Origin of the sequence: Paenibacillus sp. FSL H3-0286, assembly GCF_045040705.1 — a bacterium.
GTDB lineage: Bacteria > Bacillota > Bacilli > Paenibacillales > Paenibacillaceae > Paenibacillus_AQ > Paenibacillus_AQ odorifer.
The window spans coordinates 6,649,397-6,668,398 of sequence record NZ_CP150285.1 but is presented as its reverse complement, the minus strand read 5'-3'; the positions used below and the strand labels follow the sequence as shown (position 1 = coordinate 6,668,398).

The 19,002-nt window shown below is 45.9% G+C and carries 20 protein-coding genes and 1 riboswitch; all 20 genes read left to right on the top strand.

Annotation, left to right across the window (positions count from 1 at the left end; translation table 11 throughout):
- Positions 1–44 precede the first annotated feature (44 nt).
- The 20 genes from MHB37_RS29780 (at position 45) to MHB37_RS29685 (ending at position 18,998) form a co-directional block, all read left to right on the top strand.
- Positions 45–1,412, top strand: a complete 1,368-nt coding sequence (locus tag MHB37_RS29780) for a S41 family peptidase (RefSeq protein ID WP_143762346.1) — start codon at positions 45–47, stop codon at positions 1,410–1,412.
- 100 nt (positions 1,413–1,512) lie between these two features.
- Positions 1,513–2,613: a redox-regulated ATPase YchF gene (ychF, locus tag MHB37_RS29775; RefSeq protein ID WP_036681604.1), complete on the top strand. Its 1,101-nt coding sequence runs from the start codon at positions 1,513–1,515 to the stop codon at positions 2,611–2,613.
- A 233-nt stretch (positions 2,614–2,846) separates the two neighbouring features.
- Entirely contained in the window at positions 2,847–3,923 is a 1,077-nt protein-coding gene (gene prfA / locus MHB37_RS29770; protein WP_036681601.1) for a peptide chain release factor 1, read from the top strand.
- A 25-nt stretch (positions 3,924–3,948) separates the two neighbouring features.
- Positions 3,949–4,878: a peptide chain release factor N(5)-glutamine methyltransferase gene (gene prmC / locus MHB37_RS29765; RefSeq protein WP_405169630.1), complete on the top strand. Its 930-nt coding sequence runs from the start codon at positions 3,949–3,951 to the stop codon at positions 4,876–4,878.
- Positions 4,879–5,018: 140 nt separating this feature from the next.
- Positions 5,019–6,203 (top strand): FtsW/RodA/SpoVE family cell cycle protein, encoded by a 1,185-nt coding sequence (locus MHB37_RS29760; protein WP_405168783.1) that lies wholly within the window; start codon positions 5,019–5,021, stop codon positions 6,201–6,203.
- A gap of 533 nt (positions 6,204–6,736) precedes the next feature.
- Entirely contained in the window at positions 6,737–7,924 is a 1,188-nt protein-coding gene (locus tag MHB37_RS29755) for an FtsW/RodA/SpoVE family cell cycle protein (protein ID WP_076123936.1), read from the top strand.
- A gap of 98 nt (positions 7,925–8,022) precedes the next feature.
- Positions 8,023–8,766: a stage II sporulation protein R gene (gene spoIIR, locus MHB37_RS29750; protein ID WP_076099806.1), complete on the top strand. Its 744-nt coding sequence runs from the start codon at positions 8,023–8,025 to the stop codon at positions 8,764–8,766.
- A gap of 105 nt (positions 8,767–8,871) precedes the next feature.
- Complete coding sequence (locus MHB37_RS29745) at positions 8,872–10,233, top strand: L-threonylcarbamoyladenylate synthase (RefSeq protein ID WP_405169629.1); 1,362 nt, start codon at positions 8,872–8,874, stop codon at positions 10,231–10,233.
- 104 nt (positions 10,234–10,337) lie between these two features.
- The gene (locus MHB37_RS29740; protein ID WP_038573646.1) at positions 10,338–10,910 is read left to right on the top strand and encodes a manganese efflux pump MntP family protein; all 573 of its coding nucleotides are present in this window, start codon (positions 10,338–10,340) and stop codon (positions 10,908–10,910) included.
- Positions 10,911–10,955: 45 nt separating this feature from the next.
- The gene (locus MHB37_RS29735) at positions 10,956–11,543 is read left to right on the top strand and encodes a low molecular weight protein arginine phosphatase (RefSeq protein ID WP_036681588.1); all 588 of its coding nucleotides are present in this window, start codon (positions 10,956–10,958) and stop codon (positions 11,541–11,543) included.
- A 48-nt stretch (positions 11,544–11,591) separates the two neighbouring features.
- Positions 11,592–11,674: riboswitch (ZMP/ZTP riboswitch) on the top strand.
- Between the two features lie 74 nt (positions 11,675–11,748).
- Entirely contained in the window at positions 11,749–12,333 is a 585-nt protein-coding gene (locus tag MHB37_RS29730; protein WP_405168782.1) for a TIGR01440 family protein, read from the top strand.
- Positions 12,334–12,448: 115 nt separating this feature from the next.
- Positions 12,449–13,696 (top strand): serine hydroxymethyltransferase, encoded by a 1,248-nt coding sequence (gene glyA, locus MHB37_RS29725; protein ID WP_038573642.1) that lies wholly within the window; start codon positions 12,449–12,451, stop codon positions 13,694–13,696.
- 422 nt (positions 13,697–14,118) lie between these two features.
- Positions 14,119–14,748: a uracil phosphoribosyltransferase gene (gene upp / locus MHB37_RS29720; RefSeq protein ID WP_036681583.1), complete on the top strand. Its 630-nt coding sequence runs from the start codon at positions 14,119–14,121 to the stop codon at positions 14,746–14,748.
- A gap of 58 nt (positions 14,749–14,806) precedes the next feature.
- Positions 14,807–15,967, top strand: a complete 1,161-nt coding sequence (gene wecB / locus MHB37_RS29715; RefSeq protein WP_076123932.1) for a non-hydrolyzing UDP-N-acetylglucosamine 2-epimerase — start codon at positions 14,807–14,809, stop codon at positions 15,965–15,967.
- Between the two features lie 178 nt (positions 15,968–16,145).
- Positions 16,146–16,379: an AtpZ/AtpI family protein gene (locus MHB37_RS29710; RefSeq protein ID WP_036681579.1), complete on the top strand. Its 234-nt coding sequence runs from the start codon at positions 16,146–16,148 to the stop codon at positions 16,377–16,379.
- Entirely contained in the window at positions 16,372–16,749 is a 378-nt protein-coding gene (locus MHB37_RS29705) for an ATP synthase subunit I (protein ID WP_036681578.1), read from the top strand. Before MHB37_RS29710 ends, MHB37_RS29705 begins: the two co-directional genes overlap by 8 nt.
- Positions 16,750–16,778: 29 nt before the next feature.
- On the top strand, positions 16,779–17,546 hold the full coding sequence (atpB, locus tag MHB37_RS29700) for a F0F1 ATP synthase subunit A (protein WP_036681575.1): 768 nt from the start codon (positions 16,779–16,781) through the stop codon (positions 17,544–17,546).
- Between the two features lie 105 nt (positions 17,547–17,651).
- A complete protein-coding gene (atpE, locus tag MHB37_RS29695; protein ID WP_036681574.1) occupies positions 17,652–17,864 on the top strand; it encodes a F0F1 ATP synthase subunit C in 213 nt (70 codons plus the stop codon).
- A 97-nt stretch (positions 17,865–17,961) separates the two neighbouring features.
- A complete protein-coding gene (gene atpF, locus MHB37_RS29690; protein WP_076123930.1) occupies positions 17,962–18,450 on the top strand; it encodes a F0F1 ATP synthase subunit B in 489 nt (162 codons plus the stop codon).
- Positions 18,447–18,998, top strand: a complete 552-nt coding sequence (locus MHB37_RS29685) for a F0F1 ATP synthase subunit delta (protein ID WP_076123928.1) — start codon at positions 18,447–18,449, stop codon at positions 18,996–18,998. The genes atpF and MHB37_RS29685 overlap by 4 nt, the downstream gene beginning before the upstream one ends.
- Positions 18,999–19,002: the final 4 nt, after the last annotated feature.

The following is a 19,002-nucleotide window of genomic DNA, read 5'->3' as shown; positions in this document are numbered from 1 at the left end:
CTGAAAATGGATTAAGTCATAAAGAGAGAAAAGGGGGGATTAAGGTGAGGCCAAGGACTGTATCGTGGGTGGTTGTTTCCGCAGTAGTATTACTATTACTGGTTAGCTGCAACAGTGGCGATTTACCAGGAAAGAAGAAATCTGAGTCTGAGCAAGTTCAGGCAAGTCCGGTTGCACCGCTAGCCTCTTCAGCTGTAGTTGAAGAACAATCGAAAGTAGCGTTGCCTTCATTGACAGTGGAAAAAAGGCTAGAAGATTTTGATTACATGTGGAAGATTATTGAGGAGAACTATCCTTTCCTAGAGGTGAATAAACGTCTCAATGGAGAGGATTGGCTTGCTAAAAAAGAGGAATACCGCAATAAAATAGCAGCCGTGAAATCGGATGATGAGTTTTTGAGACGAATGAGATTTGTCCTTAGCAGATTAAACAATGGGCATACGAATTTTATATCCAAGGAGGAATATCCTTGGTATCTACATACCTATGTTCAAGCAGGTTTTGGTTATGAACCTTGGATCGACGTGGTTCAACAGCCTAACGTATTGGCCCGTTACAACCAGAAACCTTTAACGGAGCAGCAAAACTCTAATGATATCAATAACGATATGCATAATGGTGGAGATGGAGTAGGAGATGTAACAAAAAAGACTTCTGGGAATGTAAAAAAAGTCATTATAGAGCCCGATCGAATCGCTTATCTCGGTATGCAAAGCTTTGACGGGAGTCTCATGGAGATGGACAGCTCCGAGATCCATGATTTTTTAATAGAGGTAAAGGACTATAAGACATTAATATTAGATATCCGCGGAAATGGGGGAGGAAACAGTAATTATTGGAGAATTCATATTGTTCCTCTGTTGATTAATAAACCTATCGAATATAATACATACTTCCTTTATACAAGAGGCAAATATGCGGAGACTTTTATGCAGGCACGTCAGATCACAGCCGGGCAACAACCTATTTCCGGCATCAAAGATGAGCAACTGCCTAATCTGCCATCTGAGGCTTTAAAGATGTTCAAGACATATAGAAAAATAAATGATGTAGTAACTCCTAATAAATCTGTTGGATTTGAAGGGAAAATCTATTTGCTGGTTGATAGCTCTGTGTATTCATCAGCGGAAGGTCTTGCAGCCTTTGCAAAAGGCACCGGGTTTGCAACGGTTGTAGGCGGCAGGACAGGTGGGGATGGACTAGGGATAGATCCGCTTGTTGTTGCATTGCCAAATAGCGGTTATGTATTCAGGTTTTCCTTTGAAATGGGTCTGAATTCTGATGGAAGTTGTAATGAAGAGGTAAAGACTGTGCCTGATGTGGAGGTTGATCCAGATAAATCTAAGCCATTACTGGACCAGCCGGCGATAAAAAAGGTATTAGAGCTTGCGCGTTCGGACACATCTGCTTGACATCCGGTGTTGCTGGCGAATATGTTCTAATATATAATGGTTTAGATCGTATAGCTTATTCGGATGATCAATTTAGCTGAAAATAGGAGTTGTCATATAAATGGCTTTGAAAGCTGGAATCGTCGGACTTCCTAACGTAGGAAAATCCACATTGTTTAATGCGATAACGCAAGCGGGAGCAGAATCCGCTAACTACCCTTTTTGTACCATTGACCCTAACGTTGGTGTTGTTGAAGTTCCAGATGAACGTCTTGATAAACTGACTGAGCTGGTACAGCCGAACAAGACCGTACCTACTGCTTTTGAATTTGTTGATATTGCTGGTCTCGTGCGTGGTGCGAGTAAAGGAGAAGGACTAGGAAACAAGTTCCTGGCCCATATCCGTGAAGTAGATGCTATCGTGCATGTGGTTCGTTGTTTTGAAGATGAGAACGTTACCCACGTTGATGGAAAAGTAAATCCGATCAGCGACATCCAGACCATTAATCTGGAGCTGATTCTTGCTGATATTGAGAGCATTGAGAAGCGGATTGAGCGTTCCCGTAAGAATATCAAAGGCGGCGACAAGAAATACGCTCAAGAAGTTGAACTGCTAGAACGCGTCAAAGAAGTGCTCTACGAAGATAAACCTGCACGCAGTATAGAATTGTCTGATGACGAGAAGCTTATTATCCGTGATCTTCATTTGTTAACATTGAAGCCAGTGCTGTATGCGGCGAATGTAAGTGAAGATGAAGTGGCAAGTGCTGAGGACAATCCTTATGTACAGCAAGTTCGTGATTTCGCAGCTACTGAAGGTGCAGAAGTGGTTCCGATCAGTGCTAAGGTGGAAGCAGAAATTGCTGAGCTTGAAGGCGAAGATAAAGCTATGTTCCTGGAAGAGCTGGGACTGGAAGAATCCGGCCTTAACCGGTTGATTAAAGCGGCTTATAAACTGCTTGGCTTGTATACGTATTTCACAGCAGGCGTTCAGGAAGTTCGGGCGTGGACGATTCGCCGCGGCACCAAGGCACCTGGAGCTGCCGGTGTGATTCATACAGATTTCGAACGCGGATTTATCCGTGCTGAAGTAGTGGCTTACGCGGATCTTGTGGCAGCTGGTTCCATGAACGGTGCGAAGGAACGTGGTCAACTACGTCTTGAAGGTAAAGAATATTTGGTGCAAGACGGCGACGTAATGCATTTCCGTTTTAACGTTTAAGAAGGTTTAAGTGTACGAATGATAAAGGGGTCATCTCGAGCAGTGGGAGTTTCTATTGCTGGGATGATCCTTTTTAAAAATATAAGCTTTTTATTAAGGTATTGTGCGTACGGAACTGTAGCCATTTCACAATATCTTTGGTATAATATAAAGTCGTATATCTATTTTTATGACAGTACAAATTTGATGTTATATTTGCGAATTTGAAATTGAATCAGGAGAGGTGAATTCCCTTGTTGGACCGATTGCAATCCCTGGCGGACCGCTATGAGAAGCTCAGTGAACTGCTTTGTGATCCGGATGTTGCAAACGACAGTAAGAAACTGAGGGACTATTCCAAAGAACAATCAGACCTACAGCCCGCATTTGAGGCGTATACTGAATATAAGAGTGTAATGGAAGAGCTTGAAGCTGCTAAGCAGATGCAAGGCGAAAAGCTTGATGATGAGATGAAAGAAATGGTCAAGATGGAAATTGATGACCTTTCCAAACGTCAAGTGGAGCTGGAAGAGAGAATCCGCGTATTGCTGCTGCCTAAAGACCCGAATGATGATAAGAACGTAATCGTTGAAATTCGTGGTGCAGCGGGTGGAGATGAAGCAGCATTGTTCGCTTCAGACCTTTACCGGATGTACACTCGTTATGCTGATGCACAAGGATGGCGCGTTGAGTTAATGGATGTTAACGCGAGTGATCTTGGTGGATTCAAAGAGGTAATCTTCCTTATTAACGGCCGTGGTGCATACAGTAAGCTGAAATACGAAAGTGGTGCGCATCGCGTACAACGTATCCCAGCGACCGAATCCGGAGGTCGTATTCATACCTCTACTTCTACGGTGTCTGTGATGCCGGAAGCTGAGGCTTTTGAGATCGAGATCCATGATAAAGATATTCGCGTGGATACCTTCTGTTCAAGTGGTGCAGGCGGACAGTCTGTAAATACGACCAAGTCTGCAGTACGTGTAACCCATGTACCTACAGGCATCGTTGCTACCTGTCAGGACGGTAAGTCACAGAACTCCAATAAAGAAAAAGCGCTGCAAGTGCTTCGTGCCCGTATCTCTGATATGAAACGGCAGGAAGAAGAAGCGAAGTATGCTGGGGAACGGAAGAGCAAAGTAGGTACGGGTGACCGTAGTGAGCGCATTCGGACGTATAACTTCCCGCAGAGCCGGGTTACAGACCATCGTATTGGCCTGACACTGCACCGTTTGGAGCAGGTTATGAACGGAGAAATCACTGAAATTATCTCAGCCCTTTCAATCGCTGAACAAGCTGACTTGATGGATAATATGGATAATGGAGAATAATGCTTTGAACGATGGCGTATATGTCATGTCGGAAGTCAAAAGCATCCGGGAAGCCTTTGCGGAGGCTTCTTCTTTTTTGAGCCGGAGCGGCTGCAATGAACCGCAGCGCAGTGCACAATTGCTGCTGGAGCATGTGCTTGGAGTGTCTGGCGCAGCTTATTACATGGCGCTGGCAGATCCTTTTCCAGCTGCGGTTAAGGAAGCATTTGAGGCGGGAGTTACCCGCCGGGGCGCTGGTGAGCCGGTGCAGTATATCATCGGCGAGCAAGAATTCTACGGGCGGCCTTTTGAGGTGACGCCTGACGTGCTTATTCCGCGGCCGGAGACGGAGCTGCTCGTCGAGGCGATTTTACGTTACGGCGCGGAGCTTTGGCCGGACGGCATCGTAACGCCGGGCGAAGCGGCGCTGGATAGCGCGGGCGGCGCGGGGGACGTGCGCGCCGCAAGACCGCTGACCGCCGTCGATATCGGCGCCGGCAGCGGTGCGATCTCCGTCACGTTGGCGGCGGAAGCGCCGGCGTGGCGGGTCTGCGCCGGCGATATTTCGCCGGCGGCTCTGGCTGTGGCCGAGCGCAACGCTTTGCGCAATGGCACAGCTGTGGACTTTCGGCTCGGCGATCTGCTCGAGCCGTTCGCGGGGATGGAGACGGATATTCTCGTCTCCAACCCGCCATACATCCCCGGCGAGGATATCGCCGGGCTGCAGCGTGAGGTGCGCGACCATGAGCCGCGCACTGCGCTGGATGGCGGAGCGGACGGGCTGGACCCGTACCGCCGCATGATGGAGCAGCTGACGCTGCTCCCGGCACCGCCGCGCCTGATCGGCTTTGAGCTTGGCTTCGGTCAAGCTGAGCAAGTCGCTGCACTCCTTGCGGCAGCGGGCCATTGGACCGAGATTATCACCATTAATGATCTGGCTGGAATCCCGCGTCATGTGCTAGGCATAACGAGATAATATTGCCTGCTATGCAGAGGGTTCATTTTGTCCGGAGTAGAGAAATTGTATTTTCAATCCGACTTCCTTTACAATAGAATTTAGCAGGATTTCTTAGGGGATCATAAAGAAAGCCCAGATATAGAGTAGGGAGGCAGAGCGTGCTTCAGAAGATTAAAAAGATTGATGGTGCTATTGTAGTCGTTCTGTTATTACTCATGGTGGTCAGCATCTTCGCCATATATAGCGTTACTCATGGAAGAGAGAAGCTGGACGGACATCATATTCGTATGATGATGTATTATGCTATTGGTTTTGTAGCTTTTATTGGAATGACCTTTTTGGATTACAGAATATTAGTGAAATATGCGATATATATTTATCTGTTTGGGATAGGGATGCTGGTGCTCGTCAGCTTTTTGGGCGAGACCAAAAATAATGCGCAAGGCTGGTTGACCCTGCCGGGGGGCCTGAGTCTGCAGCCTGCAGAGCTGTTCAAGCTGATATTAATTCTTTTTCTGGCAGCCATGCTTGTCCGCAAGAATAAGAGTAAGCTTCTGTTCTGGCGGGATGTTGTGCCGCTCGGCCTTCTGACCTTGTTTCCGTTCCTTATTGTCCTTACCCAAAATGACCTTGGGAATGCCTTGTCTTACGTTGTGATTCTTGCGGGTCTGTTGTGGATTGGCAATATTAAATACACGCATGCATTAATCGGGCTGGTCATCGTGGCTAGTTCTGCGATTGCGGGAATTATGAGTTATATCCATTATCATGATGAAATTAAAACCTTTCTTACGGATATTGGACGATCTCACTGGATTGAACGTTTTGATCCTTGGCTTGTTCCAGACAAGGCAACAGCCAAAGCCCTTTATCATACTAAAAACGCCAAGCTGGCGATTGCATCAGGTGGAATGAGTGGCGAAGGCTACATGAACGGCAGCTCCGTTCAGACGGATCGGGTGCCATATACGTATTCAGATTCTATCTTTGTGCAGATTGCCGAAGAATTTGGGTTTGTAGGTTCGGCGTTTGTGTTGCTGCTGTACTTTATTTTGATTCACCGGATGATTCTGATTGCGCTGGAGTCTAGGGATAGAGCTGGCCCTTTCCTGATTGTCGGTGTTGTCGCGATGATGTTGTATCAGATTTTTGAGAATATCGGCGCATTTATCGGCTTGATGCCATTGACTGGTATTACGTTACCTTTCATCAGCTTCGGGGGTACATCACTGCTTATCAACATGGCCAGCATTGGTTTGGTAATGAGTGTGCGCCTGCACGGGCAAGAAGTGGAAGAGGATTTTCCTAAACCTACTCCTTATGCAACTGCCAAACAGGTGTAACCATGAAATAAAGTAGAACCGTCAGGTCCTTATTGTTTAATAGGGGTGCTGGCGGTTCTTTTTGATGGAGGACGGCTTCGTCGGATTGGTGTAATACGTAATACGGGCCGTTTCAGGTAAGCAGGCTGGAAGCAATTCGTATTTGTATTTGTATCGTATTCGTATTTGTATTTGTATCCTGACTCGGACTCAGATGCCCTTATACTCGAATATTAACTACGTATTGGATAGTATCGGACCGCAAAGACGTTATTTGATCAAAAAGACTGGATTTACTGCAAAATGGCAAGTAATAACGACTCTGGAGTCCGCAAAAGTTCCCGTGAAGCAATAAATCCATAAATAAAGTCTACGGAGTCCGTTAGGTTTGGATCATAGAGTAAAATCACGTCAGAGTATAATTTTAATAGAAAGATATTTTATAGATTGGCTACATAAATTTGGAATTATATTCACGAATGTTCTACAATAGAAAGGAACGACTTTCCCTGAGAGAGGAGAGTTGAAACCTTAACAGAGTAAGGGGCTTGCAGATGCTTCAAAAGTTCAAAAGGATTGATAAGGTAATCGTTACTGTTCTGATTATGCTGATGGTGATTAGTATTTTTTCAATATACAGTGTAACCAATGGAAGAATAACGCCTCCGATGAAATTGGATGGATTTCATTTACAAATGCTTAAATACTATATTTTAGGTTTTGTAGTTTTTATTGTGCTCGCTTTTGTGGACTTTAAGATATTTGTTAAACATGCACTTTATATTTATCTCTTGGGCTTAGTCTTGTTAGTGTCGGTTAGTTTTATTGGTAAAGTAGAGAACGGTGCTCAATTGGGACTTGAGATCGGTGGACTTAGGTTTCAGCCTGCCGAGCTGTTTAAATTGGTATTGATTCTTTTTTTATCATCGATCTTAATTCGAAAACAAGGGTCTACCTTAACCTTCTGGAAAGGGATTGTTCCTCTCACCATTCTTACGTTCATTCCATTTGGTATAGTCATTATGCAAAATGATTTGGGAAATGCCCTTAGCTACATCGTAATATTGATTGGGCTTCTATGGATCGGGAATATCAAACTGTCGCATGCGCTCATCGGTTTGCTTATAGTGGGTGGGATCGGCCTTGCTGGGATTTTGAGCTACATAAACTATCATGATGAGGCAGTCAAATTTTTTGAAGGCATTGGTAAGGATCATTTAGTGGAGCGGTTTGACCCTTGGCTGGTACCTGATTTAGCGACAGATAAGGCAAGCTATCACACGAAAAATGCCAAAATAGCTATAGCCTCCGGGGGAATGAGTGGAGAGGGATATATGCAGGGCAGCTCTGTGCAGAATAATCGTGTCCCATATACCTATTCGGATGCGATATTCGTGCAGATTGCCGAGGAGTTTGGATTTGTGGGGTCTGCGCTACTGCTCTTGCTCTTTTTTATTTTGCTGCATCGGATGATATTGATTGCTCTCGAGAGTAAGGAGCGTAGCGGACCATTTCTAATCATTGGAATTACGGCTATGCTGTTGTATCAAATTCTTGAGAATGTTGGAGCTTTTATCGGCCTGATGCCGTTGACAGGAATAACACTTCCGTTTATCAGTTATGGAGGCACGTCTCTTCTGATTAATATGGCCAGCATGGGGGTCGTGATGAGCGTGCATCTTTATGGGCAGGATGTAGAGGAAGATTTGCAGCTGCATAAGGAGCTGGCATTGAAGTTATAATTTTAATAGATTCATAGGTTTGCAGTCTCTTATCTCCGGGCATACTACTAGCATGAGAGTTAAGAGGAGAGGGGCTGCAACAAATGAACGATAATCATATGGATAAAAGAGATTCCTTACGTGTAACTTTTAAGTATACTGCCATTTTAATTTGTTTTTTTATGGTCCTCATGATGGCTTGGGAAGGTCAAAAAACCGATGCTGCAGTAGCTGAAGTATCTATTCCCCAAGAATCTATCCGGTTACGTATTCTAGCTAATTCTGACGGAGCGCAAGATCAGCTGGTGAAACGGCAAATTCGCGATAAAATTGTGGAGCAAATGAACCAGTGGGTATCCGCTCTTGAGGATCCACAGAGCTTGGAGCAGGCACGTGCTCTGATTAGAAATCATCTGCCGGAGCTTAACGCGTTGGTTGGATCAGAGCTGGAGAAACGGGGCATTGAATATTCCTATAAAGTGGAGCTGGGCGTAGTCCCTTTTCCAACCAAATTATACGGTGGCACCGTCTATCCTGCTGGGGAGTATGAAGCTGTTCGGGTCACACTTGGTGCGGGCAAGGGGCAAAATTGGTGGTGTGTACTGTTTCCTCCGCTTTGCTTTATCGATGCAGGCTCTGGAGATGCGGCAGCACCTGCTGCTGACAAAGGTACAAAAACAGTGTCCGCTGCTGGTGCGGATAACAGTGCTAAGGTGAAATCAGCAGCTGCAAAAACAGTGCAGGCTGATTCCTCGGCAGGAAGTGCTTCATCAGGAGAAACTGCTGCTGAGCCAGAGGTACGGTTCTTCGTCTGGGAGCTGCTGCAAAACCTTTGGAACTGGATCAGTGGATTATGGTCGTAAGACCCCAGATGTGTTACTATTTTATAAGCAGATCTATCACGGCTCCCTACAGGGGCCGTTTTTTTGCTAAGCTAAATTATATCTTCTAGAAAGCCTGTGATGAGAATGAATGAACACAATAATCCTTTATTCGCCGTTCAGCGGCGGAGTGGAAATAGAGATGAGACTGTATACTGGAAGTTGAATTCCGCTGAGGGAACGAACTCTGAGGTATTTCAGCCGAATGAAGCTGACAAGCTGGCGATAGCGGAGGCAGCAACAATGCTTCGTGAAGGCGGAACCGTGGCTTTTACAACCGAAACCGTCTACGGGCTAGGGGCGGATGCCCGAAATACGGCGGCAGTTGAGGCTGTTTTTGCGGCAAAAGGACGGCCCTCTGACAATCCGTTAATTGTGCATATTGCGGATACGGCAGCTTTGGACGAGCTTGTTGCAGAGGTGCATCCTAAGGCGGCCGCGCTGATGGCAGCTTATTGGCCTGGTCCGCTGACAGTTGTGCTTCCTGTTCGTGAAGGTGTACTGTCGCCCTGTGTGACGGCGGGTTTGGATACGGTTGGTGTGCGGATGCCGGATCATCCGGTAGCTCTAGCACTGATAAGTGCCGCAGGTTGTCCAGTTGCGGCGCCCAGTGCTAATCGTTCGGGTCGCCCGAGCCCGACATTAGCTTCGCATGTGATGGAAGATTTGGCTGGATACATTGATGGCGTCCTTGATGGTGGTGCTGCTGGAGTTGGACTAGAGTCAACAGTCGTGCAGGTACAGCCTGACGGAAAAGTTGCTGTGCTGCGCCCCGGCGGGATTACTTCGGAACAATTGGCTGCAGTGGTGGGAGCAGAGGTAGTAAGCTCAGAGCCCGGTAAAGCTGAGGCAACTGTTTCAGCAACCGCAGCCGCTACTGTCATGGCTAATTCGGGGACGACAATCTCTGTTGTTGATTCCAGTACTGCTGAGCCAATCACAGCTAAAGCAACTACAGCACAATCTTCAGCGGATTGCCTGAATGTTAACAATCGTGAGCCTTTCGAAAGGGCTTCCGCAACTATTGAGCAGCATGGTGCGGATGCTGCTGGCGACAATTCTGCACCGCGCGCGCCGGGCATGAAGTACACGCACTACGCGCCGCGCGGCTGGCTTGCTGTAGTGCGCGGCTCTTCCCCGCAGCGCGTGGCGGACGAAGCCGCAAGTCAACTTCAGGCGGCGCAGCTAAACGGCGAGGTCACGGGCTTACTCCTCTTCGATGAGCATAAGGCCCTTTATCCCGCCGACCCTGCCGCCTGTGTCCTTTCCCTCGGCTCGTTATCCTCGCCGGAGGAAGGGGCTCGCTCCCTATATGCCGCCTTGCGGCGCTTCGATGAAGCGGGAGCGACTTACATCTTAGCCGAGGCTTCTCCGTATACCGGCCTCGGCGCTGCAATCATGAACCGGCTTATGAAAGCCGCCGGCGGATCTGTCATCGACGCCGGATAACCACGGCATTGCTTTTTCGTATATGACTCCCATATGAAGTCATGATTACCCCCTTGTCCGCATATCGTTGTTGTACAAGATATTTCGGACTTGGGGGGTTAAGCATGGGCTTAGGAGATGTATATACCGAATGGGGGCAGATTGTTACCATTACTATAATGGCGGTTGCATTAGGGATGGATGCCTTTTCGCTCGGTGTAGGGATCGGGATGAAAGGTATTCGTCTGCTGCATGTTCTGCAAATGAGTCTGCTCATTGCTGTTTTTCATATGCTGATGCCTCTCCTGGGTTTATTGACAGGAAGTTATGTCGGACACCTGTTAGGTCAAGTAACGACTTATGCTGCTGGAGGTCTTCTAGTTCTTTTGGGCGGGCATATGGTGTACAACTCCTTTCGTCCGGATACAGGAAGCTCACGAGCTATGGATCATCGAACCTTGTGGGGGATGATTCTTCTTTCGCTCAGTGTCAGTATTGACTCTTTCTCCGTGGGTGTATCACTGGGGATGTTTGTGAATGGAGTACTTTTGACCATCTTAGCTTTCGGTGCTTGCGGGGGACTAATGTCGATTCTAGGGTTGCTAATTGGACGGCATGTCAGTCGTGGTCTCGGGGATTATGGAGAAGCGCTAGGCGGTGCAATACTTCTTGGGTTTGGCTTGCTATTCATCTTTTGATACAATAACGGCATTAGAATATTTAATTTCATGGGGGTGCAAAACATGCTGCATATTTTATTCGTCTGCACCGGGAATACATGCCGAAGTCCTATGGCTGAGGGGCTTTTACGAAAGCTCGCGAAGGAACGTGGAATCGACCTGGAAGTGCGGTCTGCAGGTGTATCCGCCATTTCCGGTACTTCTATATCAAGACATGCTGCGGCTATACTGCAGGAAGAAGGAATTCATGATTCAATGGAGTCGTCACAATTGACAGGTCAAGCTGTCGCTTGGGCCGACCTTGTGCTGACCTTGACGGGTGGGCATAAGCAGCATTTATTGCAGTATTTTCCGGATGCTGTAACGAAAACCTATACATTGAAGGAATACGTGCATGATGAAGATGCGGTGACGGAAGATATCAAGGAATTGGACAGCCTTTACGCAGATGCGGAGTTGAGCTTAGCCCTTGGTGGTGAACCGAATGCAACGGATCTGCAGCGGATGATAGAGATTCGCCAGCGTATTCCGAGCTTCGATATTTCTGATCCATTTGGTGGCACGCGTGAGGACTATGAGCTAACTGCTGCTGAGATTCGCACTGCGCTATTCAGTTTGCTGGATAAGCTGGAAACCTTCCGCCATTTGTAAATGGTTGATTTTCAGTTCACTTTGCTTTAAGATGAAGTTACAAATAATCGGTTCCGATGTAACTGGCGACAAATGTGGATCAAACCACGATGGAGCATCGGAATAAACGGCCGGTCGCCTGGGCAAAAGAGCAAATCCGCAGCTACCTGCGGACTGCTCTTTTTTGTTTAAAATAAGCTTGTTTGAAGTTTGAGGAGGTAGAGTGATGGACGAAGTTGTGGAGCTATCATTAACTGAAGCCACCGTCACTGTGTTAAGGGAGTTGGCGGAGGCTGGTAACCTTGGGTCAGGCAAAATTGTTGTCGTCGGAGTGAGCACAAGTGAGGTTGCTGGTGTCCGGATTGGAACTGGTGGTGCACTTGAAGTTGCAGAACAACTGCTTGAAGGTGTTCGTTTAGTAGCAGCGGAAAAAGGATTTCATCCGGTGTATCAGTGCTGCGAGCATTTAAATCGTGCACTTATAATGGAACGCTCTCTGCTAGAGTCACTTGGTCTGAAGGAAGTATCAGCTGTACCTATACGAGGTGCTGGAGGTTCGATGGCTACGGCTGCTTATCACGCTATGAAAGATCCTGTTTTGGCGGAAACGATAGAAGCTCATGCTGGTTTAGATATTGGCGAGACACTGATAGGAATGCATTTACGGCGGGTAGCCGTTCCTTTCCGTCCGACTCTACGATACATTGGAGCAGCCAGAGTGAATGCGGCATGGACCAGACCGCCACTAATTGGCGGGGAACGTGCGGTATATCGTGCTCCAGAACAAAGTGGTTCACAGTTTTGTGATTAACGAACTTTAGTTTTTATATTTTTTGCAGAAACGTAGACCTAAGTCTCTTTATGGCGGGCAAATCGTTTCTACTTAAATACAACATATCTACACACACTAGGGAGGAAATAAGAACATGGAACAATTGCGTAAGAGTGACCCGGCAGTACTGGAAGCGATGGAACTGGAACTGAAACGTCAGCGTGCCAACATTGAGCTTATTGCCTCAGAGAATATCGTTAGCGAAGCCGTAATGGAAGCTATGGGCTCCGTGCTTACGAACAAATATGCAGAAGGTTATCCAGGCAAACGTTATTATGGCGGCTGTGAAGATGTAGATATCGTTGAGAACCTTGCTCGTGATCGTGCAAAAGAATTGTTTGGCGCGGATCATGTCAACGTACAACCACATTCCGGCGCTCAAGCAAATATGGCAGTTTATCTGGCTGCACTTAAGCCTGGCGACACTGTTCTTGGAATGAATTTGGCTCACGGCGGTCATTTGACACACGGTAGCCCAGTTAATGCTTCAGGATTGCTTTATAACTTCGTTGCTTATGGAGTACAAGAAGATACTTTCCTAATTGATTATGATGAAGTACGTAAAGCAGCCTTCAAACACCGTCCAAAAATGATTGTAGCTGGTGCTAGTGCCTATCCGCGTATTATTGATTTCGAAAAACTTGGCGCTATCGCCAATGATGTGGGTGCGCTATTTATGGTAGATATGGCCCATATCGCAGGATTGGTTGCTGCTGGTCTTCATCCGAGCCCGGTTCCTCATGCTCATTTCGTTACAACTACTACGCATAAGACTTTGCGCGGTCCCCGCGGAGGTATGATTATGTGCAGACAGCCATGGGCAGCTGCTATTGATAAAGCGGTATTCCCTGGTTCCCAAGGTGGACCTCTGATGCATGTAATTGCTTCAAAAGCAGTCGCATTTGGTGAAGCATTGCAGCCATCCTTTAAGACTTATGCTCAAAATGTAGTGAAGAACGCTAATGTTCTTGCAGAAACGTTGATCAGCGAAGGGGTTAACATTGTATCCGGAGGTACAGATAACCACTTGATGCTGCTGGATACCCGTAATCTGAACATTACCGGAAAAGATGCGGAAAAAGTACTAGATTCCATCGGGATTACTGTGAATAAAAACGCAATTCCATTTGATCCTACAAGTCCTTTCGTAACAAGCGGTATTCGTATTGGTACACCTGCAGTCACATCCCGTGGTATGGACGAGCAGGCGATGGTCACTATTGGACGTATCATTGCTAATGTTCTAAAGAATCCGAAGGATGAGGCAAACTTGGCAGAATCTGCTCGTCAAGTGGCTGAGTTGACTGACCAATACCCTCTTTATCCAGAATTGAAATACTAAATCTTTGCTTCTAATAAGAAATGATTCTGCCTCCATCCATACCCTCTTCCGGGTTTGATGGAGGCTTTTTTGTTGCATATTGTTCACAAATATTACAGTAGGTATTAGATGAAATTGAATGAAATTAATCATGAAAGTTCATGGAACTTTCAATAAAATTAGTGAAAATAATGTGAATAGTATGAAAAAGCCAAAGTTGCACAACATAATCTAGGTTTTATAAGTGATTGGTTTCCTAATTAAGCCAATCATTACCTTTAAAAACAAGGAAATACAAAGGAATATGTTCAATGTGAGTTCAAGTACCATTCTGAGGTGAAATGCAGCGGCGGGAGTGCTATAATAGACAGGATTTAGCCACTGAGAAGCAAAGCGCTTTCTATGGCTATAGACAAGACTTACAATTACCGGAGGGACAGTAAATGGGAAAATTGGTGATTTGCGATCATCCTTTAATTCAACACAAACTAACATTTATTCGCGACGTTAGAACAAACACGAAGGATTTCAGAGAACATGTTGACGAAGTTGCCACATTGATGGCTTATGAGATTACACGTGATATTCCACTAGAGACCATTACGGTACAAACACCGGTCACTGAGACGGAAAGCAAAGTGATTTCGGGAAGAATGCTGGGGCTTATTCCTATTCTTCGTGCGGGTTTAGGTATGCTTGAAGGTGTACTGAAGCTTCTACCTGCGGCTAAAGTAGGACATGTAGGGCTTTTCCGTGATCCAGACACTCTTCAACCAGTGGAGTATTATATCAAGCTTCCAACGGATGTACAGGAACGTGAGTTGATAGTAATTGACCCGATGCTTGCTACAGGCGGATCCGCAATTGCTGCGATTACCTCACTGAAGAACCGTGGTTGTACACAGATCAAAATGATGAACTTGATTGCAGCGCCAGAAGGTGTTGCTGCAGTTCAGGAAGCTCATCCGGATGTTGATATTTATGTAGCAGCGCTTGATGATCATTTGAATGAACATGGTTACATCGTGCCAGGTCTTGGTGATGCTGGTGACCGTCTTTATGGAACCAAGTAATAAGTAATTAAGTATTAAGTATAGTAATGCGAGAATATTTGATGAGAGGGTAGGGGTTATGTCCAAAATCAAAGTAATGACTATTTTCGGAGTGCGCCCCGAGGCGATCAAGATGGCTCCTCTGGTTCTTGAACTGAAGAAGCATCCTGAGCATATCGAATCAATAGTATGTGTAACAGCACAGCATAGAGAACTGCTCGATCAAGTGTTGGAAGTGTTTAATATCACCCCTGATTACGATTTGGACGTGATGAAGGACCGTCAGACCTTGAATGAGATTACTATTCGTGTGCTTGAAGGTTTGGAACCTGTACTGAAAGAAGTTAAACCTGACCTCGTGCTGGTGCATGGGGACACCTTAACAACGTTTTTAGCTAGTTACGCTTCCTTCCTGCAGCAAATTCAGGTTGGGCACGTAGAAGCAGGACTTAGGACATGGAACAAATTGTCTCCGTATCCTGAAGAAATGAACCGTCAACTCACAGGTGTGTTAGCTGATCTGCATTTCGCTCCAACCGATTTGTCAGCTAACAATCTGAGACACGAGAACAAAAAAGAATCAAGTATTTATATCACAGGCAACACCGTAACTGATGTGTTTCAATATACCGTACAGCCGGATTACCGGCATCCTGTTTTGGATTTTGCTTCAGGAAAAAGACTTATTTTGATGACCGCTCACCGCAGAGAATCTCAAGGTGAACCGCATCGTAATATCTTCCGAGCTATTAAAAGAATCGCTGATGAATTCGAAGATGTCGCCATTGTTTACCCTGTGCATCCGAGTCCTGCCGTTAAGGAACCTGCGCATGAGATACTGGGAGGACATCCGAGAATTAAGCTGATTGATCCGCTGGATGTCGTGGACCTGCATAATTTTTATCCGCATACCCACTTGATATTGACCGATTCCGGCGGTCTGCAAGAGGAAGCTCCTTCTTATGGAGTGCCTGTTCTTGTGCTTCGTGATACAACGGAGCGTCCCGAAGGGATAGAGGCTGGAACGCTGGAACTTGTGGGCACGGACGAGGAGAAGGTGTATCAACGGACACATGCTCTTTTGACTGATAATGAGCTCTATCAGTCGATGAGTCGGGCCGCCAACCCGTATGGAGATGGCAAGGCTTCCCAACGGATTGTCAATGCGATTTTGCACCATTTTGGTGTTAATAAGGAACGTCCTGAAGAGTTTCACAGAATGTTCACAAAAAATAAATAATTTCAATTAAACTAATATCTGATCTGATTAAAATCAACATACAGTGAAACTGTACGGTTTATATGGTTTTGGAACGTTTTGCTGTGATTATTTTCATGTTTTCAAGGGTTTTTAGGCAATGTTCAATGAATTGACAAAGACTCAGGAAATTCAGTAAAATTAGTTGGGATTGTAGCCCATGAAAGAACAAAATAGCAAGGACAGCTTGTTACAGACCGCACTTGTCATTGGAAGTGCAGGCACTTTGCTTGCCGCTTACATTCTTATTGGTTTTTTTGCGGCAAGATGGCTGAAAGACCTGATGGAGGGGCCGAAATATTGGCTCGCCATTGGCACTATAACTGGAATGATTCTGGGAATTGTGAATGTCGCCTTGTTAATTAAAAAATTTTTGGGGGAGCAGAATGGATAATATGACTCCCATGATCAATACCGTCACTAGAGTTACGCTCGTCCTTATGGCAGGACTCTTAATGGGCTGGGTGCTTCATCATGAGACCCGGGCAATTACACTGGGCATGACTCTGGGTCTGGTGGCGGGATTGGTAAACTTTCGTTATCTGGCCGTCAAGGTTCGACGGGTTACGCAGTCGATTGCGAGCAACGAAGGGAATGCCTTCAGCCTCGGTTTTGTTACACGGATTAGCTTCGCAATTTTGGTCACCATGTTCTCGGTCAAGATTGAGCATTTCTCCCTGGTAGCAACTGTTTCGGGCGTATTCATTCCTCAGCTTCTCGCCATTCCTGCGGGGATATATCTGAGTGTGAAGAATAAGCTTTAACCAGATTAAAGAGAAAGGGGGATGATACTATGCATGACATGCCGAAAATATTTGTCGGGGGAATACCGATAGATTTATCCGCCGTGTTGATGCTTCTGATCAGTTGTACAGTGGTGTTTGTTCTGGTTATGCTTTCGGTTCGTAAGCTTTCCGTTGAAAATCCATCCAAGCTTCAGAACTTCATGGAATGGGTTGTGGAATTTGTAGAGGGTGTCATAAGCAGTGCCATGGATCTGAAGAAAGGAAAACCTTACATATCTTTAGGGTTGACATTGATTCTGTTTATCTTTGTTTCCAATCTACTTGGATTGCCTTTCTCCGTTGTAACTGAGGCGCATGGACCTGTAACAGTGTTTGGCCACGTGATTGAAGCAACTAAGAACTTGGCGAATGGTGAGCATGCAGAAATTTTATGGTACAAGTCGCCAACTGCTGACATTAACGTCACTGCAGGACTGGCAATCATAGTATTTGTACTGATGAACTTTCTGGGCATTAAGCTCAACGGCAAACATTATTTCAAACACTACATCGAGCCGTTTCCAATCTTTTTGCCACTGAACATTATCGAAAACCTGGCAAAACCTGTAGCGTTGGCTATTCGTCTATTCGCTAACATTTTCGCCGGAGAAGTACTGATTACAGTCATTTTGAAGCTGGGGATTCTCAGTATTCCGTTCCTGGCTGTATGGCAGGGCTTCAGTATTTTCGTCGGGGCACTACAAGCGTTTATCTTTACAATTCTGACGATGGTTTATATCGCACAGATGACGATTCACGAAGAAGAAGCACATTAATGAACTGCTGCGAAGAGAACGGCTATCGTCTGATTTTCCTTCGTGGGAGATATCTTATATCATTAAACACAAATATGAACCGAAATTAAAGGAGGATATTTACAAATGGAATTTTTAGCAGCAGCAATAGCGGTTGGATTGGGTGCACTTGGCGCAGGTCTTGGTAACGGTATGATCGTTAGTAGAACAGTTGAGTCCATCGCTCGTCAACCAGAAGCGAAAAATGCTTTGCAAACAACAATGTTTATTGGTGTAGGTATCGTCGAAGTTATTCCGTTGGCAGCAACAGTTATCGCATTCCTGATTATGTTTACTTAATAAACCGTAGTTACGGTTTGGCGGGGACGGCCGATGCCATCCGCGCCTTACTTTTGTATACGTCCGCATGACGCGGTAACGGAAGGGAGTGACCTCAGTGGATATTGTTTGGACAAACATAGTATTTTCAATTGTCGCCTTTGGGATTTTATATTTCTTGCTTAGCAAGTATGCGTTCAGCAAACTTTTTGCAGTTATGGAGAAACGCCGTGAGCTGGTAATGCAGCAAATGGACGAAGCTGCGAAGACTAGAGAACAAGCGGTCGCGTATGTGGAAGAGCAGAAGCAAGCGCTGAACAGTGCACGCCAGGAAGCTCAACAGATTATTCAACAATCGCAAATCACAAGCAATCTACAGGTAGAACAAACTTTGGCACAAGCCAAAGCAGATGCAGCACGTGTCAAAGAAGAGGCCGTGCGCGATATCGAGAACGAAAAGAACAAAGCAGTGGAAGAGTTGCGCAGCGAAATTGGAACGGCATCTGTTCGTATTGCTTCTAAACTTCTTAAGAAAGAAGTTAGTGCTAACGGCGAGCAGGAGCAACTTGTGAACCAATACCTCAAAGAGGTAGGAGGCCAATCATGAGCCGCGATACGGTAGTTGCCAAGCGCTACGCTAGAGCATTGTACAGTGCAGCGGTAGAGAAAGGGATTACCCTTGAAGTAGAAGAAGAGCTCAAGGCAGTGGTTGGATTATTACATTCCGACCAAGAGATAAAGCGGTTTATTCTTGCACCGCGCATCTCGGAGTCCGACAAGCTGAAAGTGCTGCGCACAGCGCTTCAAGATAAGCTCTCTCCCATCGTGATGAACATTGTAGAATTGTTAGTAGAGCGAGGCAGAACCGATATTTTTGCCGATCTGCTGGATACGTATATCAAGATTGAAGGAGACGCTCTTGGCATTGGTGATGCTAAGGTATACTCTGTTTATTCTTTAAGTGAAGAAGAAAAAGCAGCTGTAGCTGCAGAATTCGGCCAACTCGTAAACCGTAAAATCCGGATTACGAATGTGGTGGACCCAAGCCTGTTGGGAGGACTGAAAGTTTATATCGGCGATACGCTGTATGACGGCAGTCTGTCTAACAAATTGGAGCGTCTCGAGAAATCCTTTAATGATAAGCATAGAAGATAGGGGT

Bases quoted from the DNA above. Each gene is read 5' to 3' on its own strand.
- ychF (WP_036681604.1), top strand. From the start codon at position 1,513: ATGGCTTTGAAAGCTGGAATCGTCGGACTTCCTAACGTAGGAAAATCC.
- prmC (WP_405169630.1), top strand. From the start codon at position 3,949: ATGTCGGAAGTCAAAAGCATCCGGGAAGCCTTTGCGGAGGCTTCTTCT.
- MHB37_RS29755 (WP_076123936.1), top strand. From the start codon at position 6,737: ATGCTTCAAAAGTTCAAAAGGATTGATAAGGTAATCGTTACTGTTCTG.
- spoIIR (WP_076099806.1), top strand. From the start codon at position 8,023: ATGGATAAAAGAGATTCCTTACGTGTAACTTTTAAGTATACTGCCATT.
- MHB37_RS29745 (WP_405169629.1), top strand. From the start codon at position 8,872: ATGAATGAACACAATAATCCTTTATTCGCCGTTCAGCGGCGGAGTGGA.
- MHB37_RS29740 (WP_038573646.1), top strand. From the start codon at position 10,338: ATGGGCTTAGGAGATGTATATACCGAATGGGGGCAGATTGTTACCATT.
- MHB37_RS29735 (WP_036681588.1), top strand. From the start codon at position 10,956: ATGCTGCATATTTTATTCGTCTGCACCGGGAATACATGCCGAAGTCCT.
- MHB37_RS29730 (WP_405168782.1), top strand. From the start codon at position 11,749: ATGGACGAAGTTGTGGAGCTATCATTAACTGAAGCCACCGTCACTGTG.
- glyA (WP_038573642.1), top strand. From the start codon at position 12,449: ATGGAACAATTGCGTAAGAGTGACCCGGCAGTACTGGAAGCGATGGAA.
- upp (WP_036681583.1), top strand. From the start codon at position 14,119: ATGGGAAAATTGGTGATTTGCGATCATCCTTTAATTCAACACAAACTA.
- wecB (WP_076123932.1), top strand. From the start codon at position 14,807: ATGTCCAAAATCAAAGTAATGACTATTTTCGGAGTGCGCCCCGAGGCG.
- MHB37_RS29710 (WP_036681579.1), top strand. From the start codon at position 16,146: ATGAAAGAACAAAATAGCAAGGACAGCTTGTTACAGACCGCACTTGTC.
- MHB37_RS29705 (WP_036681578.1), top strand. From the start codon at position 16,372: ATGGATAATATGACTCCCATGATCAATACCGTCACTAGAGTTACGCTC.
- atpB (WP_036681575.1), top strand. From the start codon at position 16,779: ATGCATGACATGCCGAAAATATTTGTCGGGGGAATACCGATAGATTTA.
- atpE (WP_036681574.1), top strand. From the start codon at position 17,652: ATGGAATTTTTAGCAGCAGCAATAGCGGTTGGATTGGGTGCACTTGGC.
- MHB37_RS29685 (WP_076123928.1), top strand. From the start codon at position 18,447: ATGAGCCGCGATACGGTAGTTGCCAAGCGCTACGCTAGAGCATTGTAC.